Consider the following 15,622-nt stretch of genomic DNA (forward strand, 5'->3'; position numbering starts at 1 on the left):
CCCGGCGACGCCCGGCTCGCGGGTCAGTTCGACTCGAGGATCGAGTCGGGCTGGATGTCGATCTTCGCGCCGGTCAGCTTGGCGGCGAGGCGCGCGTTCTGGCCCTCCTTGCCGATGGCGAGGGACAGCTGGTAGTCGGGCACCAGGGCGCGCACGGCGCGGGTCTGCTCGTCGATCACGAAGGCGCTGGTCACCTTGGCGGGCGAGAGCGCGCTCGCGACGAAGGTCGCGAGGTCGTCCGACCAGTCGACGATGTCGATCTTCTCGGCGCCGAGTTCGGCGGTGACCGCGCGCACGCGCTGCCCGAGCTCGCCGATCGCGGCGCCCTTGGCGTTGACGCCCGGCTGGTTCGCGCGCACGGCGATCTTCGTGCGGTGCCCGGCCTCGCGGGCGAGCGACACGATCTCGACGACGCCCGACGCGATCTCGGGGACCTCGAGCGCGAACAGCTTGCGCACGAGCGCGGGGTGGGTGCGCGACACCGTGATGGACGGGCCTTTCGCGCCCTTCGCGACGCTCGTCACGTAGACGCGGATGCGCTGGCCGTGCGGGTACTCCTCGCCCGGCACCTGCTCCTCGGGGGGCAGGATCGCCTCGACCGTGCCGAGGTCGATGTGCACCATGCGCGGGTTGGGGCCCTGCTGGATGACGCCGGCGACGATGTCGCCCTCGCGGCCGCGGAACTCGCCGAGCACGGCGTCGTCGGCGAGGTCGCGCAGGCGCTGGTTGATGACCTGCTTCGCGGCGAACGCGGCGATGCGGCCGAAGTCGCTCGGGCTGTCCTCGGCTTCGCCGACGACGTTGCCGTCCTCGTCGTACTCGGGCACGTAGATGGAGACGTGCCCCGTCTTGCGGTCGAGGTGCGCGCGGGCGCCCGTGGGGTTCGCATGCCCGTGCTGGCCGGGGTTGGTGTGCTTCAAGTAGGCCATGAGGATCGCCTGCTCGATGATCTCCACCAGTTCGTCGAACGGGATCTCCTTCTCGCGCTCCATCATGCGGAGCACGCTGAGGTCGATGTCCATCGCCGGCCTCCTCTATTCAGCTCTCATGCCGCTTCCCCTCGGAGCGGACGACTCTCTACCGTACCGGAATGTCAGGACGGCCGTCATCCGCGGCCAGGGTCCTGGATTCCATGTGAACACCCATTGACATGAACCATGAAATCCGTGTTAATGGTCATCATCATGAAAACGACGCGGACGTACGACATGCGGGGCCGCGCGGCCGAGGCCGACCGCACCAGGGCGCGCATCCTCGACGCGGCGGTGGCCCTCGCCGGCGAGGTCCCGCTTGCGGCGTGCACCCTCCCCGCGATCGCCGACCGGGCGGGCGTGTCGGTGCAGACCGTGCTCCGCGCTTACGGCAGCCGCGACGGCCTGTTCACCGCCGCGACGACCCGCGCACGCGAGCTGGTCGTCGCCCAGCGCGAGGCGCCCGTCGGCGACGCCGACGCGGCGCTCGACGTGCTCGCCGAGCACTACGAGGCATGGGGCGACACCATGCTGCTGCTGCTCGCCCAGGAGTCGTGGGAGCCCGTTGCCGCCGAGATCACCGCGACCGGCAAGCTGCTGCACCGCGACTGGGTGCGGAGCGTGTTCGCTCCCGCCCTCGACCCGCTCGGCGCCGCCGACCGCGACGAGGCGGTCGACCTGCTCGTGGTGGCCACCGACCTCTACGCCTGGAAGCTGCTGCGGCGCGACCGCGGCCTCGACCGCGCGGCGACGCGCGAGCGCATGCGGCGCCTCGTGGCATCCGTGCTCGCCGACCTCATGGAAGGGGAACGCGCATGACGTCCGTCACGCTCGTGACCGTCGACGCCGGCGGGAACGCGCCGCCCATGCTCGACATCGCCCGCACACTGGTACGGCGCGGAGAGGACGTGCGCGTCCTCGGGCATGAACGCCAGCGCGACCGCGTCGCGGCGACCGGCGCCACGTTCGAGCCGCTCGACGCGCTGGCGTTCTGGGACTGCACGATCCCGCGATCGCTGCCGTCGACGCTCGGGCAGTTCAGCCGGCTCGGTTCCGACCGGCCCCTCCGGCGCGAGGTCGCATCGCGGTTGCGCTCCGACGGAACCGACGTCGCGCTCGTCGACTGCCTCACGGCGACGGCGGTGCTCGGAGCCCGCGACGCCGGCGTGCCGAACGCCGTGCTGTTCCACACGTTCCTCGCATACTGGCGCGGCGCGTACGCGCGTGGGCCCGTGGGCGTGGCCTCCAAGCTCCGCGGTCTCGACCTGCGTGCCGCCTGGCAGAGCGCCGACGCCCGCATCGTGACGGCCGACGCGATGCTCGACCCGGCGGCGCGCGACGGCGAGCGCGGCACCACCTGGGTCGGACCCACCGACACGGGCGTGCCGGCTCGTCCCGATCCCGACCGGCCGCCGCTCGTCGTCGTCAGCCTGTCCACGACCTGGCTGCCCGGCCAGACGTCCGCCTACCAGCGCATCGTGACGGCGCTCGGGCCGCTGCCCGTGCGCGGGCTCGTGACCGCCGGCGGCATCGTGCCGGACCGGCCGATCGAGCTGCCGCGCAACGTCGAGTGGGCCGAGCGACGCCGGCACGCCGACGTCTTCCCCGAGGCCGCACTCGTGATCGGCCACGGCGGGCACTCCACGACCTCGACCGCGCTCGCTCACGACCTGCCGCTCGTCATCCTCCCGATGAATCCGCACGCCGACCAGCCGATGGTCGCGCACGCGATCGATCGAGCGGGCGCGGGCATCGCGCTGTCGCCGCGCGCTCGTCCCGAGCAGGTCGCGGAGGCCGTGGTGCGGGCGCTGGGCGATCAGGACATGGCCGTGGCTGCGGCCGGCCTCGGGCGGCGCATCCGGTCGGGCGACGCGGCCGACGCGGCATCCGACCGCCTGCTCGCGCTCGCGCGGAGGGACGCGCGCTCGCCCGAGCGGTCACCCGAGGACGCCTGACCACCCCGAGCACGAGAGGGAAGGCGGCGGGCGGCTGCTCCCCAGGGCCGCCCGCCGCGGCGGATGGCGGATGCCCCCGCATCCGCCACCCCGTTCACCGCCGCCGGTCAGTCGTGCCAGACCTGCACGACCGAGGGGCGCGGCGCGGCGACCGAACCGGCCGCCGTCGAGCCGTAGTCGGGGAAGAGCGACGTCTGCGCGGCGACCGAGCCGTTCTCGCCCGGGTGCTGCACGGCCACGAAGACGAGGCCCTCGCGGTCGTGGATCACGGGGCCGCAGGTCTCGGCCTCGCGCGGCACCGCGAGGAACTGCTGCACGTTGCCGCGCTGGTCGCCCTCGAGCGGCACCCGGAAGAGGCCGTCGTTGTAGCCGATCGTACCGGGCGCGCCGTCGGTCGAGATCCAGAGGTTGCCCTCGGAGTCGAACGCCAGGTTGTCGGGGCACGAGATCGGCGACACGAGCTCCTTCGGGAAGCCGGCGAAGTACGTGTACGCCGTCTTCGAGGGGTCGCCGCAGAGCAGCAGGATGCTCCAGCCGAACGTCTCCCCCGCCTGGCCCGCGGTCTCGGTGAGTTCGATGACGTGCCCGAAGCGGTTGCCCGAGATCGGGTTCGCCTCGTCGAGCGGCGCGGACGTGCCACGCGCGCTGTTGTTCGTCAGGGCCACGTAGACCTTGCCGGTGCGCGGGTTCGGCTCGACGTCCTCGGGGCGGTCCATCTTGGTCGCGCCCACGAGGTCGGCGGCGCGACGCGTGTAGACGAGCACCTCCTCGACGGACATGCCGGGAACGACGCTCCGGCCGTCGCGCGTGAGCGGGATCCACTCGCCGGCGCCGTCGAAGAGCCCGTCGCTCGGGAGGGCGCCGCCGCCGGTGATCTCGCCGGCCGGCGAGTCCCCGGTGAACCTGGCGACGAACAGGTCGCCCTCGCTGAGCAGGCGCTGGTTCTTCTGCTTCGCACCGGTCGACGTCGCGGCGGTGTAGCGCCCCTTCGACACGAACTTGTAGAGGTAGTCATTGCGCTCGTCGTCGCCCATGTAGGCGACCACGCGGCCGTCCTCGGCGATGATCACGTTGGCGCCCTCGTGCTTCATGCGGCCCATGGCCGTGTGCTTGAGCGGCGTCGACGTCGGGTCGCTCGGGTCGATCTCCACGATCCAGCCGAAGCGGTTGGGCTCGTTCACGTAGTCGGCGTCGTGCGCGTCGAAGCGCGGGTCGTACGCCTCCCAGCCCGTCTCGGTCGTGGTGGTCGACGTGCCGCTGTAGCGCTTCTGCTCGGCGGTGTCGGCCGCCCACGCGAAGTAGCCGTTGAAGTTCTCCTCGCCCGAGAGCACGGTGCCCCACGGGGTGGTGCCGCCGGCGCAGTTGCCGAGGGTTCCCTTGACCCAGCGGCCCTCGGGGTCGGCGGCGGTCTTCACGAAGTCGGACCCGGCCGCGGGGCCGGTGAGCTCGAACACCGTCTCGACGGTGATGCGGCGGTTGCGCGTGCCGTCGACGACGTACGACCACGGCTCGCCCGCCGCGCGACGGCGCAGCTCGACGACCGACATGCCCTGCGCCGCCTTGTAGATGTCGCCGCGGCGCTGTTTCTCGGCGGGGTCGCTCGTGGGCGGGAACATGATGCCCGGGTTGACGTACTCGTGGTTCGCCACGAGCACGCCGGTCTTGCCGCTCGGGTCGGCGATGATGTCGAGGTAGTCGTTGTTGTAGCCGAACTGGCCGGCCTGGGCCGCGGCCGACTGGTTGGCGAAGTCGAGCGCCGGCGACGACGCGAACAGCGGGTCGCCCCAGCGGATGATCGGGCTCCAGTGGTAGCCCTCGGGCACCGTGAACGCGTCGACGAGGCGGTCGACCGGGTCGATCGCGCCGAACGCGAGGCCGGCCGTGCCCGGCTTCGCGGCGTACGCCGCACCCGAGCCCCCGCCGACGGCGTTGCCGACGACGAGCCCGACCGCGCCCGCGAGGCCGAGGCCGAGCAGCGAGCGCCGGGTGAGCGCCGCCGACGCGATGTCGCGGAAGTGGGCGTTGTCCGACGTGTTGCACTCGGGGCCGAGGCACGCGTCGGCGCACTTCAGCCGGCACGTCACGGCGGAGCGCTTGCCGCGGACGTGGTCGGCCATGGGGAGCAATCGCAGCGGGGTCTGGTCGGAAATCGTCACTTCTCGGGTCCTCACGATCGACGAACGGGTCGATCCGAGCGTCGTCCCCCGAGGAGACGCGAAGGCACCGGTTCGGTGAACCGCAGGTGTCCCGGTGGTGAAGCGTCAGGCCAGCGCGGCGACGACCCCGTCGATCGGCACGGCGACCCGGTCGCCCGAGGCTCGATCCCAGACCTCGACGACGCCGTCGGCGACGCCGCGGCCCGCGATGACGATCTTCGGCACGCCGATGAGCTCGGCGTCGGCGAACTTCACGCCCGGCGAGAGCTTGGGCCGGTCGTCGTAGACGACGTCGAAGCCCGCGGCCTCGAGGTCGGCGACGACCCGCTCGGCGGCGTCGAACGCCGCCTGGTCCTTGCCCGTGGCCAGCACGTGCACGTCGAACGGCGCGACCGGCGTCGGCCAGACGAGGCCCTTGTCGTCGTTGTTCAGCTCGGCAATGATCGCGAGGATGCGCGTGACGCCGATGCCGTAGGAGCCCATCGTCACGGTCGCGAGCTTGCCGTTCTCGTCGAGCACCTTGAGCCCGAGCGCCTCCGCGTACTTGCGGCCGAGCTGGAAGACGTGGCCCATCTCCATGCCGCGCGCGAGCTCGACCGGGCCCGAGCCGTCGGGCGCGGGGTCGCCGTCGCGCACGTTCGCGACCTCGACGACGCCGTCGGCGGTGAAGTCGCGGCCGGCGACGAGGCCGAACACGTGCTGCTCGTCGACGTTCGCGCCGGTGATCCACTCGGTGCCGTCGACCACGCGCGGGTCGAGGAAGAACCGGATGCCGGTCGACGACTCGGCGCCGAGCACCGGCCCGTCGCCCGACCACGGGCCGATGTAGCCCTTCACGAGCCCGGGGTGGCGCGCGAAGTCCTGCTCGGTCGCCGCCTCGACCTCGGCGGGGGCGAACGCCACCTCGACGCGCTTGGCCTCGATCTCGCGGTCGCCCGGGATGCCGACGACGACGACCTCGCGCGTGCCGTCGAGGTGGGTGAGCGCGAGCACGACGTTCTTCAGCGTGTCGGCCGCGGTCCAGTCGCGGCCGTCGGGGCGCGGGTACTCGAGGTTCGCGAGGTCCACCAGTGTCGCGATGGTCGGCGTGTTCGGGGAGTCGAGCACCTCGGCCGCGGGCAGGCCGTCCAACGGGATCGGCTCGGGCACCACGGTCGTGAACGCCTCGACGTTCGCGGCGTAGCCGCCGGCCGATCGCACGAACGTGTCCTCGCCGACGGGCGTCGGGTGCAGGAACTCCTCCGACTTCGAGCCGCCCATCGCGCCGGCATCCGCCTTGACGATGACGTACTCGAGTCCGAGGCGCGTGAAGATGCGCTCGTACGCGTCGCGCTGCGCCTGGTAGCTCGCGTCGAGGCCGGCGTCGGAGGCGTCGAACGAGTACGCGTCCTTCATCGTGAACTCGCGCCCGCGGAGCAGGCCGGCGCGCGGGCGGGCCTCGTCGCGGTACTTGTCCTGGATCTGGTAGATCGTGAGCGGCAGGTCCTTGTACGACGAGTAGAGGTCCTTCACGAGCAGCGTGAAGACCTCCTCGTGCGTCGGCGCGAGCAGGTAGTCGGCCTCCTTGCGGTCCTGCAGACGGAACAGCGCGTCGCCGTACTCCGTCCAGCGGCCCGTGACCTCGTAGGGCTCGCGCGGGAGCAGCGCCGGGAAGTGCACCTCGTGCGCCCCGGCCGCGGTCATCTCCTCGCGGATGATCCGCTCGATCTTCGCCTTCACCCGCAGGCCGAGCGGCAGCCAGGCGAAGATGCCGGGCGCCTGGCGCCGGATGTAGCCGGCGCGGACGAGCAGCTTGTGGCTCGCGATCTCGGCGTCGGCCGGGTCTTCGCGGAGCGTGCGGAGGAAGAAGTTCGACAGGCGTACGGGCACCCGACGATTCTAGGACGCACGGATGCCGCGTCGTCGCGTCATCCGTGTCACCGCTGCACCCGGTGATCCTCGTGACGCACGGATGCCGCGTCGTCGCGTCATCCGCCTAGGCTTGCCGCATGCCCCGACGCCGACCGCACGTCGCCGGCTCCGCCGCGCAGAGCGAGCTCGCCGCGGCGCTCGCGGAGCTCAGGGAGACGCTCGAACTGCCCGACGGGTTCCCGCCCGCCGTGCTCGCCGAGGCGGAGGCCGCCGCGGCCGCGGCACCGCCGCCCGCCGCCGACCGGCGCGACGTCCCGTTCGTCACGATCGATCCCCCGGGCTCGCTCGACCTCGACCAGGCGCTGCACCTCTCGCGCCGCCCTGGCGGCTACGTCGTGCATTACGCGATCGCGGATGTCCCGGGGTTCGTGGAGCCCGGCGGCGCCGTCGACCTCGAGGCCCGCGGGCGCGGGCAGACGCTGTACGCGGCCGATGGCCGGGTGCCGCTGCATCCGCCCGTGCTCAGCGAGGACCGGGCGTCGCTGCTGCCCGGCGTCGACCGCGCCGCCTACGTGTGGTCGTTCGACCTCGACGAGGCGGGTGCGCTGCTCACGACTCGCCTCGAGCGCGCGGTGGTGCGCTCCCGCGCGCAGCTCGACTACGCGAAGGCGCAGTCGAGCATCGACGACGGGTCGGCCGACGGCTCGCTTCCGCTGCTGAAGGAGATCGGCGAGCTGCGGCTCGAGCAGGAGCGGGCGCGCGGCGGCGCGAGCCTCAACGTGCCCGACGAGGAGATCGTGCGCACGTCCGACGGCGGCTACGCGCTCGAGCGTCGACGGCTGCTGCCCGTCGAGGACTGGAACGCGCAGCTCTCGCTCATGACCGGCATGGCCGCCGCCGAGCTCATGATCGCCGCGCGCGTCGGCATCCTGCGCACCATGCCCAAGCCCTCCGACGAGGAGATGGCATCGTTCCGGCGCCAGACCGAGGCGCTGGGCCGACCGTGGCCCGCATCGATCGGCTACGGCCAGTACCTCCACGAGCTGCCGCGCGACGAGCCCGCCTCGCTTGCGATCCTGCAGGCCGCGAGCGGGCTGTTCCGCGGCGCCGGCTACGTGGCGATGGACGGCACGGTGCCCGCCGACCCGGTGCAGTCCGCGCTCGCTTCCCCGTACGCGCACGTGACCGCCCCGCTGCGGCGCCTCGTCGACCGGTGGGGTCTCGTGGTGTGCGAGGCGATCGCCGCCGGGCGCGAGGTCCCCGACTGGGCGCGGGCGTCACTCGGCGAGCTGCCGTCGCTCATGGGCGCGTCGTCGCGGCGCGCGGCGCAGCTGGACGCCGCCTCGATCGCGCGCGTCGAGGCCGCCGTGCTCTCGGATCGCGTGGGGCACCGGTTCGACGCCACGGTGCTGGGACTGCGCAACGGATCGGCGGTCATCCAGCTCGTCGAGCCGGCGGTCACCGCGACGTGTCCCGCGCCGCCCGAGGCGCGTCCGGGCGCGCGCATGCCGGTCGTGCTCGAGAGCGCCGACATCCGCACCGGCACGGTGCGATTCCGGGCGGCCTGACGTCAGACGTTGCCGTCGACGTCCTCCTCGTCCTGCATCGCGAAGTCGTCGAGCTCGTCCTCGGCCGTGTCGGCCTCCGCCGCCTCGCCGGCCGCATCACCGGCTGCCTCGTCGGTGCCCTCGTGCAGCGTGCCCATGCCGTCGGGGTACCCGGCCTCGTCGGGGTACTCGAACTGCGTGCCGTCTCCGCTCATCGCGGTCCCCTCTCGCGAACGGATGCCGCGCCGACGGGCATCCCGTTGCGGCCCACGTTACCCGCGCGCCCAGGTCACCGCGATGCCGCCGCCATGAAGCTCGTGAGCAGCGCCGTGGCGGCCGCCCGATCGATGTCCGCGGGCACCGTGACCCACGCGAGGTTCACGCCGTCGGTGGCGTAGACCGCGGTCGTGTCGCCCCCGTGGGGCACGGCGACGGCTTCGAGCGCGCCGTCGACGGAGATGACCTCCGCGCCGTCGCGGGCGGCGAGCTCGGTGATCCCCCAGCCCGCTCCGGGCAGCGCCTCGGTCGCGAACCAGCGCGTGGACGCGGGGTTCGCCCAGATGCAGGAGAAGTCGCCCACCGTGGACCACGCGGCCATGAATCCGGGCGTCGTCTCGCCACCGCGGTTCCCGTTCTCCGCGGTGAACGGCTCACCGAGGATGGCGGTGGTGTCGACCGCCGATCCGACGGCGGCGCAGTCGTCGGGAGCCGTCCACATACCCTCAGGGCGCTGGGCGGGCACGGGCGCGAACCCGGCCGCCACCTCGGTGACATGCGCCGTGATGGCGTCGATCGCGTCGAGGGCCGTGGTCGCGGACCCGTTCGCCACCCCGACGATGCCCGAGAGCCAGTAGCCGCCGACGACCGTGCTGAACGAGCAGCGGTTCTCGATCCGCTCGCCGCCGTAGCAGTACGGCGACTTCGCCTCCGCCTCCGCGACCTGCGCTTCGAGTCCGGCGGCCGACATCACGTCGAGCTGGACACCCGCTTCGGAGTCGCTCATCCAGCTGCAGTCGATGCCGCCGAGCACCGTCACCGCCCAGACCCGCTCGGCCTTCTCGCCGTCGTACGGCGAGACCTCGTCGCCGACGAGTCCGGACAGCGTCGCCGAATCGACGAGCGCCTCGCAGGAACCGTCGAATGCGACCGCCGGCTTGGCGACGATCGTCGATGCGGGCTCCGCGGTCGCCGTCGGCGACGGTGGTTCCGAGGTGGGGGCCGCGGCATCCGCTGCAGGGACGCACCCGGTCAATGCCGCGAGGAGAATACCGGCGAGTAGGGCGCCAGCCGTACGTGTCATGACGAGAATGTATCGCCCCGAAGCGCGCCGTCGGAAGCGACGCGGATATCGATTCGGATACGGCGCGCTCGAGCGCTCAGGGCGTGACGACCTGCGGGCTGCCGACCGGGGCATCCGCGCCCATCTCGTCGGCGATGCGGTTCGCCTCGGCGATGAGCGTCGCGACGATCTCGGACTCGGGCACGGTCTTGATGACCTCGCCCTTCACGAAGATCTGGCCCTTGCCGTTGCCGGATGCCACGCCGAGGTCCGCCTCGCGGGCCTCACCCGGCCCGTTCACGACACAGCCCATGACGGCGACGCGCAGCGGCACGCTCATGCCCTCGAGCCCGTCGGTGACATCGTTCGCGAGCTTGTAGACGTCGACCTGGGCGCGGCCGCACGAGGGGCACGACACGATCTCGAGCTTGCGCTCCCGGAGGTTGAGGGACTGCAGGATCTGCAGGCCGACCTTGACCTCCTCGACGGGCGGCGCCGACAGCGACACCCGGATCGTGTCGCCGATGCCCTCGCTGAGCAGGATGCCGAACGCCGTCGCGCTCTTGATCGTGCCCTGGAACGCGGGACCGGCCTCGGTCACGCCGAGGTGGAGGGGCCAGTCGCCCCGCTCGGCGAGCAGTCGGTAGGCCTTCACCATCACGATGGGGTCGTTGTGCTTCACCGAGATCTTGAAGTCGTGGAAGTCGTGCTCCTCGAAGAGGCTCGCCTCCCACACGGCCGACTCGACGAGCGCCTCGGGCGTGGCCTTGCCGTACTTCTGGAGCAGGCGCGGATCGAGCGACCCGGCGTTCACGCCGATGCGGATGGAGACATCCGCCGCCTTCGCGCGACGTGCGATCTCGGCGACCTGGTCGTCGAACTTGCGGATGTTGCCCGGGTTCACGCGCACGGCCGCGCAGCCCGCGTCGATCGCCGCATAGACGTAGTTCGGCTGGAAGTGGATGTCGGCGATGACCGGGATCTGGCTCTTCTTCGCGATGATCGGCAACGCCTCGGCGTCGTCGCGGCTCGGCACCGCGACGCGCACGATGTCGCAGCCCGAGGCGGTCAGCTCGGCGATCTGCTGCAGCGTCGCGTTGATGTTCGGCGTCGGCGTCGTGGTCATGGACTGCACGCTCACCGGCGCGTCGCCGCCGACGAGCACCTTGCCCACCTTGATCTGCCGGGACTTGCGTCGCGGGGCCAGGGTTTCGGGGACCTTCGGCATTCCGAGATTCACTGCAGGCACCGTACGAGTCTACTTCGGGTCTGTGCACGCGCGGCTGAGCCGTGCGGATGCCTCAGGCGCAGCCGCCCTCATGGATCGGTGTCGGCGCATCGATGCGCGTGACGGCATCCGGATCGTCCGTGTTGCCGAAGTCCACGCCGAAGCGCATCACGTGCACCGTGCCGTCGGGCCAGGTCTCATCGCGTTCGATGTAGTCGAGGTACGGGCCGGAGCACCCGCTCGGATTGACCTGCAGGTCGGGCATGGCCTGGAGGTCGCTCCACGAGCCTCCGACGCTGATGTGCTGCGCCGTCGAGAGGGAGACGCTCGAGCTCTGCGGCCCCGTGAACACCACCCGGAACCCGGGGCGATACAGCGTCGGCGGTTCCCCGGCGAACTCCGCCCAGCGGTCGACGTAGCGGGGCTCCCAGAGTTCGAAGCCGTCCCAGCGGTGCACGGTGCTCGGTGGGAAGTGGCTGTTGCCCGGGTAGTCCTCATCCACCGGCGCCGCGCCCAACACCGTCGTGAGCGCCTCGACGGCGGGACCGGCCGGAGTGAGGTAGTCGAGCGAGGTCACGACGGCGCCGGTCGCATCGTGGAGCTCCAACACCTCGGGTCGGGCGACGAGCTCGGTCACGGTCGTGAGCGGGTCGACCGGCTCGGCCGTCGGCGTCGCCGTCGGAGTAGGACGCGGCGTCGCGGCATCCGGTGTCGGCGTCGGCGTCGGCGCGGGGCCGAAGCATCCCGCGAGCGCGAGCATGAGGAAGAGGGCGGCGGCGGTGAGGGCGCCGGCGCGGAGCGTTCGGGTCATCGGACTCCTGGGTCTGGATCGTCGGCATCCCGAAGGACGCCACTTCCGATCATCACTGCGGTGCGGCACCCGAGGGTGCCGCACCGCATCACGATTCCGTATCGGGGGACGGAGTCCGCTTCGGTCAGGCCACGGCGCTCGTGTCGAGCGGCGGCTCGGTCGCCGCGACGACCTCCTCAACGGAGACGCCGGGGGCGACCTCGACCAGCTTCAGCCCGTCGGGCGTGACGTCGATCACCGCGAGGTCGGTGATGATGCGGTCGACGACGCCCTTGCCGGTCAGCGGCAGCGAGCACTCGTGCACGATCTTGGGCGAGCCGTCCTTCGCGACGTGCTCCATGAGCACGATCTTGCGGCGGGCGCCGTGCACGAGGTCCATCGCGCCGCCGGGGCCCTTCACCATCTTGCCGGGGATCATCCAGTTCGCGAGGTCGCCCGCGGCCGATACCTGCATCGCGCCGAGGATCGCGGCGTCGATCTTGCCGCCCCGGATCATGCCGAAGCTCGTCGCGGAGTCGAAGTACGCAGCGCCCGGGAGCACGGTGACCGTCTCCTTGCCCGCGTTGATGAGGTCGGGATCGACCTGGGCCTCGGTCGGGTACGGGCCGACGCCGAGGATGCCGTTCTCGGACTGCAGCAGGATCGTCACGCCCTCGGGCACGTAGTTCGGCACGAGCGTGGGCAGTCCGATTCCGAGGTTGACGTAGGAGCCGTCGTGCAGCTCGTGAGCGGCACGCGCGGCCATCTCGAATCGCGTCAGCGCCATCTCAGTTCTCCCTCACGGTGCGGCGCTCGATGCGCTTCTCGATGCCGGTGCCGACGACCACGACCCGGTCGACGTAGATGCCGGGCAGGTGGATCGTGTCGGGGTCGAGCTCGCCCGGCTCGACGAGCTCCTCGACCTGGGCGATGCAGACGGCGCCCGCCATGGCCGCGAGCGGCGAGAAGTTGCGCGCCGACTTGTCGAACACGAGGTTGCCGAAGCGGTCGCCGCGCAGGGCGTGCACGAGCGCGAAGTCGGTGGTGATCGCCTCCTCGAGCACGAAGTCCGATGCCTCGCCGCGCACCGTGAACGACTGCACGGGCTTCGCGGGGCTCGCGATCGCGATCGACCCGTCGGCGTGGTAACGACGAGGCAGCCCGCCCTCGGCGACCTGCGTGCCCACGCCGGTCTGCGTGAAGAACGCGGCGATCCCGCTGCCGCCCGCCCGCAGCTTCTCGGCGAGCGTGCCCTGCGGCGTGAGCTCGAGCTCGAGCTCGCCCGAGAGGTACTGCCGCTCGAACTCCTTGTTCTCGCCGACGTACGACGACGTCATCTTGGCGATGCGCTGCTGCGCGAGCAGCACGCCGAGCCCCCAGTCGTCGACGCCGCAGTTGTTCGAGACGACCGACAGGCGGTCGACGCCGGACTCCAGCAGCGCCTGGATGAGCACCATCGGGATGCCGCAGAGGCCGAACCCGCCGACGGCGAGGCTCGAGCCCGAGGGGATGTCGGCGACCGCTTCTTGGGCGGACCCGACGACTTTGTCGAGTGTCACGATGCACCTTCCTGAGCTTCCGCGGCCCCGGGTCGGGCGCGGGTTGCAGTGATCACGCTACCGGCGTCGGCGGGCGACACGGGCATCGGGCGGCGACCGACGCGACGGTCGTACGCCCGGGCCGTCATCGCGCGCTCCATCCGCCGTCCATGGTGTAGCTCGCGCCCGTGACCATGCCCGCCTCCTCGCCGGCGAGCCAGAGCGCGAGGCCCGCCACCTCCTCGGGTTCGACGAGCCGCTTGACGGCGGGCTCGGTGAGCATCACCTTCGGCAGCACCTCCGCCTCGCTGATGCCGTGCAGGCGCGCCTGGTCGGCGATCTGCTTCTCCACGAGCGGCGTGCGCACGTAGCCCGGATTGATGCAGTTCGACGTCACGCCGTGCGCGCCGCCCTCGAGCGCGGTGACCTTCGAGAGGCCCTCGAGCCCGTGCTTGGCGGCCACGTAGGCCGACTTGAACGGCGAAGCCTGCAGGCCGTGCACGCTGGACACGTTGACGATGCGGCCGAACCCGCGCTCGTACATGGCCGGCAGCGCCGCCCGGATGAGCAGGAACGGGGCCTCGAGCATGACGCGGATGATCCGCGAGAACTGGTCGGGCTCGAACTCCTCGATCGGCCGCACGTGCTGGAGGCCGGCGTTGTTCACGAGCACGTCGACGTCGAGCGTCAGGTCGGCGAGGGCCGCGGTGTCGGCGAGGTCGACGGCCCACGCCTCGCCGCCGATCTCCTCGGCGACCTCCGAAGCTGCGCCGGCGTCGACGTCGGCCACGACGACCGTTGCCCCACGCGCCGCGAACGCCTCGGCGCACGCGCGCCCGATGCCGCTCGCCCCGCCGGTGACCAGCACCCGGCGCCCGTCGAATCCCGTCATTCGGCGACTCCTCCACCTCGTCGTGCGGCGCGGCGGCAGGGCCGGCCGGATCCGAGTCTGCATTGCGCACGAACGCACCGACAATGACGAGATCTGCAGCGTCGCCGTGCACAAATGCACAGTCCGCGCGTCCCGCCCGGCGGCGTCCACCCGCTCGAGCCGACATAGACTGCCAGCGGGGCGATCCCCCCATCGAGACGAAGGAGTCCACCACCGATGAGCATCCCCGACGTCGTCATCATCGCCGGAGCCCGCACGCCGTTCGCCCGCATCAACGGCAACCTCGCGGGCCAGGACGCGGTGCAGCTCGGCACCGTCGCGATCCGCGGCGCACTCGAGAAGGCGGGGGTCTCCCCCGACGACGTCGACGCGGTCATCATGGGCCAGGTGCTCCAGGCGGGCGCCGGCCAGAACCCCGCGAAGCAGTCGGCGGTCGCCGCCGGCATCCCGTGGCGGGTGCCCGCCACGACGGTCAACAAGGTCTGCCTGTCGGGCCTCGTCGCGATCACGGATGCCGCGCGCCTGATCCGACTCGGCGAGGCATCCGTCGTCGTGGCCGGCGGCCAGGAGTCGATGACCAAGGCCCCGCTGCTGCTGCCCGGATCGCGCAAGGGCTGGGCGTACGGCGCCGTCGAGATGCTCGACCACGCCGCCAACGACGGCCTGACCGACGCGTTCGACCACGACTCGATGGGCGCGTCGACCGAGCGCTTCAACGCCCGCTACGGCCTCACGCGCGAGGAGCAGGACGAGATCGCCTCGGAGTCGCACCGCCGCGCCGGCGCCGCGCAGGCCGACGGCGTGTTCGACGACGAGATCGTGCCGGTCGAGGTGCCGCAGCGCAAGGGCGACCCCGTCGTGGTCGCGGCCGACGAGGGCGTGCGCGCCGACTCGACCGTCGAGGTGCTCGCGAAGCTGCGTCCGGCGTTCGCCGAGGGCGGCGCCATCACCGCCGGCAACTCGTCGCCGCTCTCCGACGGCGCGGCCGCGGTCGTCGTGGCCAGCCGCGAGTGGGCGGAGTCGCGCGGCCTCCCGTGGCTCGCGCTCGTCGGCGCGGCCGGCCAGGTCGCCGGCCCCGACAACTCGCTGCACTCGCAGCCGTCGAACGCGATCGCCGCAGCCCTCGAGAAGGAGGGCGTCTCGGCGGCCGACCTCGACCTCGTCGAGATCAACGAGGCGTTCGCGGCGGTGTCGCTGCAGTCGATGCGCGACCTCGACCTCGACCGCGCGAAGGTCAACGTGCACGGCGGCGCGATCGCCGTCGGCCACCCCATCGGCGCCTCCGGCGCCCGCCTCGCGCTCCACGCGGCACTCGAGCTGTCCCGTCGGGGCAGCGGGCGCGCCGCGGTCGCGCTCTGCGGCGGCGGCGGCCAGGGCGAGGCGCTCATCCTGTCCCGCTGATCCGGGCCCGCGCC

14 protein-coding genes are annotated in these 15,622 nt (G+C 72.1%); 4 read left to right on the forward strand and 10 right to left on the reverse strand.

What is annotated here, in order from left to right:
• Positions 1–23: 23 nt before the first annotated feature.
• Positions 24–1,022: a transcription termination factor NusA gene (gene nusA, locus ACWEOH_RS00930; protein ID WP_452027429.1), complete on the reverse strand. Its 999-nt coding sequence runs from the start codon at positions 1,020–1,022 to the stop codon at positions 24–26.
• A gap of 162 nt (positions 1,023–1,184) precedes the next feature.
• On the opposite strand from nusA, the gene ACWEOH_RS00935 reads away from it, so the two are divergent.
• Both ACWEOH_RS00935 and ACWEOH_RS00940 read left to right on the forward strand, forming a co-directional pair.
• Positions 1,185–1,790 (forward strand): TetR/AcrR family transcriptional regulator, encoded by a 606-nt coding sequence (locus ACWEOH_RS00935; protein ID WP_452027431.1) that lies wholly within the window; start codon positions 1,185–1,187, stop codon positions 1,788–1,790.
• Positions 1,787–2,926, forward strand: a complete 1,140-nt coding sequence (locus tag ACWEOH_RS00940; RefSeq protein WP_452027432.1) for a glycosyltransferase — start codon at positions 1,787–1,789, stop codon at positions 2,924–2,926. The genes ACWEOH_RS00935 and ACWEOH_RS00940 overlap by 4 nt, the downstream gene beginning before the upstream one ends.
• A 107-nt stretch (positions 2,927–3,033) precedes the next feature.
• Here ACWEOH_RS00940 and ACWEOH_RS00945 read toward each other — a convergent pair whose 3' ends face one another.
• Together ACWEOH_RS00945 and ACWEOH_RS00950 are read right to left on the reverse strand one after the other, a co-directional pair.
• Positions 3,034–5,043, reverse strand: coding sequence for a PhoX family protein (locus tag ACWEOH_RS00945; RefSeq protein ID WP_452031803.1), 2,010 nt, complete (start codon positions 5,041–5,043; stop codon positions 3,034–3,036).
• 144 nt (positions 5,044–5,187) lie between these two features.
• Positions 5,188–6,951 carry a proline--tRNA ligase gene (locus ACWEOH_RS00950; RefSeq protein ID WP_452027434.1) on the reverse strand — a complete coding sequence of 588 codons (1,764 nt, stop codon included), beginning with the start codon at positions 6,949–6,951 and terminating at the stop codon, positions 5,188–5,190.
• 119 nt (positions 6,952–7,070) lie between these two features.
• On the opposite strand from ACWEOH_RS00950, the gene ACWEOH_RS00955 reads away from it, so the two are divergent.
• The gene (locus ACWEOH_RS00955; protein WP_452027436.1) at positions 7,071–8,501 is read left to right on the forward strand and encodes an RNB domain-containing ribonuclease; all 1,431 of its coding nucleotides are present in this window, start codon (positions 7,071–7,073) and stop codon (positions 8,499–8,501) included.
• A gap of 2 nt (positions 8,502–8,503) precedes the next feature.
• On the opposite strand, the gene ACWEOH_RS00960 is transcribed toward ACWEOH_RS00955, so the two are convergent.
• The 7 genes from ACWEOH_RS00960 to ACWEOH_RS00990 all read right to left on the reverse strand — a co-directional run bounded on the left by ACWEOH_RS00960 (position 8,504) and on the right by ACWEOH_RS00990 (position 14,207).
• On the reverse strand, positions 8,504–8,695 hold the full coding sequence (locus ACWEOH_RS00960) for a hypothetical protein (protein ID WP_452027438.1): 192 nt from the start codon (positions 8,693–8,695) through the stop codon (positions 8,504–8,506).
• A gap of 74 nt (positions 8,696–8,769) precedes the next feature.
• On the reverse strand, positions 8,770–9,780 hold the full coding sequence (locus ACWEOH_RS00965; RefSeq protein ID WP_452027439.1) for a hypothetical protein: 1,011 nt from the start codon (positions 9,778–9,780) through the stop codon (positions 8,770–8,772).
• A gap of 76 nt (positions 9,781–9,856) precedes the next feature.
• Positions 9,857–10,987: a flavodoxin-dependent (E)-4-hydroxy-3-methylbut-2-enyl-diphosphate synthase gene (gene ispG / locus ACWEOH_RS00970; RefSeq protein WP_452031805.1), complete on the reverse strand. Its 1,131-nt coding sequence runs from the start codon at positions 10,985–10,987 to the stop codon at positions 9,857–9,859.
• A 73-nt stretch (positions 10,988–11,060) separates the two neighbouring features.
• Positions 11,061–11,798 (reverse strand): hypothetical protein, encoded by a 738-nt coding sequence (locus ACWEOH_RS00975; RefSeq protein WP_452027441.1) that lies wholly within the window; start codon positions 11,796–11,798, stop codon positions 11,061–11,063.
• A gap of 124 nt (positions 11,799–11,922) precedes the next feature.
• Complete coding sequence (locus ACWEOH_RS00980) at positions 11,923–12,564, reverse strand: CoA transferase subunit B (protein ID WP_452027443.1); 642 nt, start codon at positions 12,562–12,564, stop codon at positions 11,923–11,925.
• A gap of 1 nt (position 12,565) precedes the next feature.
• Positions 12,566–13,336, reverse strand: a complete 771-nt coding sequence (locus ACWEOH_RS00985) for a CoA transferase subunit A (protein WP_452027444.1) — start codon at positions 13,334–13,336, stop codon at positions 12,566–12,568.
• Positions 13,337–13,460: 124 nt separating this feature from the next.
• Complete coding sequence (locus ACWEOH_RS00990) at positions 13,461–14,207, reverse strand: 3-hydroxybutyrate dehydrogenase (RefSeq protein ID WP_452027446.1); 747 nt, start codon at positions 14,205–14,207, stop codon at positions 13,461–13,463.
• Positions 14,208–14,423: 216 nt separating this feature from the next.
• On the opposite strand from ACWEOH_RS00990, the gene ACWEOH_RS00995 reads away from it, so the two are divergent.
• The gene (locus ACWEOH_RS00995; protein ID WP_452027448.1) at positions 14,424–15,608 is read left to right on the forward strand and encodes an acetyl-CoA C-acetyltransferase; all 1,185 of its coding nucleotides are present in this window, start codon (positions 14,424–14,426) and stop codon (positions 15,606–15,608) included.
• The last annotated feature ends 14 nt before the right edge of the window (positions 15,609–15,622 follow it).

Source organism: Agromyces sp. NPDC004153 (assembly GCF_053603635.1).

Excerpts from the sequence above, each read along its gene's own strand:
- nusA (WP_452027429.1), bottom strand. The coding sequence starts at position 1,022 with ATGGACATCGACCTCAGCGTGCTCCGCATGATGGAGCGCGAGAAGGAG.
- ACWEOH_RS00935 (WP_452027431.1), top strand. The coding sequence starts at position 1,185 with ATGAAAACGACGCGGACGTACGACATGCGGGGCCGCGCGGCCGAGGCC.
- ACWEOH_RS00940 (WP_452027432.1), top strand. The coding sequence starts at position 1,787 with ATGACGTCCGTCACGCTCGTGACCGTCGACGCCGGCGGGAACGCGCCG.
- ACWEOH_RS00945 (WP_452031803.1), bottom strand. The coding sequence starts at position 5,043 with ATGGCCGACCACGTCCGCGGCAAGCGCTCCGCCGTGACGTGCCGGCTG.
- ACWEOH_RS00955 (WP_452027436.1), top strand. The coding sequence starts at position 7,071 with ATGCCCCGACGCCGACCGCACGTCGCCGGCTCCGCCGCGCAGAGCGAG.
- ACWEOH_RS00960 (WP_452027438.1), bottom strand. The coding sequence starts at position 8,695 with ATGAGCGGAGACGGCACGCAGTTCGAGTACCCCGACGAGGCCGGGTAC.
- ACWEOH_RS00965 (WP_452027439.1), bottom strand. The coding sequence starts at position 9,780 with ATGACACGTACGGCTGGCGCCCTACTCGCCGGTATTCTCCTCGCGGCA.
- ispG (WP_452031805.1), bottom strand. The coding sequence starts at position 10,987 with ATGCCGAAGGTCCCCGAAACCCTGGCCCCGCGACGCAAGTCCCGGCAG.
- ACWEOH_RS00975 (WP_452027441.1), bottom strand. The coding sequence starts at position 11,798 with ATGACCCGAACGCTCCGCGCCGGCGCCCTCACCGCCGCCGCCCTCTTC.
- ACWEOH_RS00980 (WP_452027443.1), bottom strand. The coding sequence starts at position 12,564 with ATGGCGCTGACGCGATTCGAGATGGCCGCGCGTGCCGCTCACGAGCTG.
- ACWEOH_RS00990 (WP_452027446.1), bottom strand. The coding sequence starts at position 14,207 with ATGACGGGATTCGACGGGCGCCGGGTGCTGGTCACCGGCGGGGCGAGC.
- ACWEOH_RS00995 (WP_452027448.1), top strand. The coding sequence starts at position 14,424 with ATGAGCATCCCCGACGTCGTCATCATCGCCGGAGCCCGCACGCCGTTC.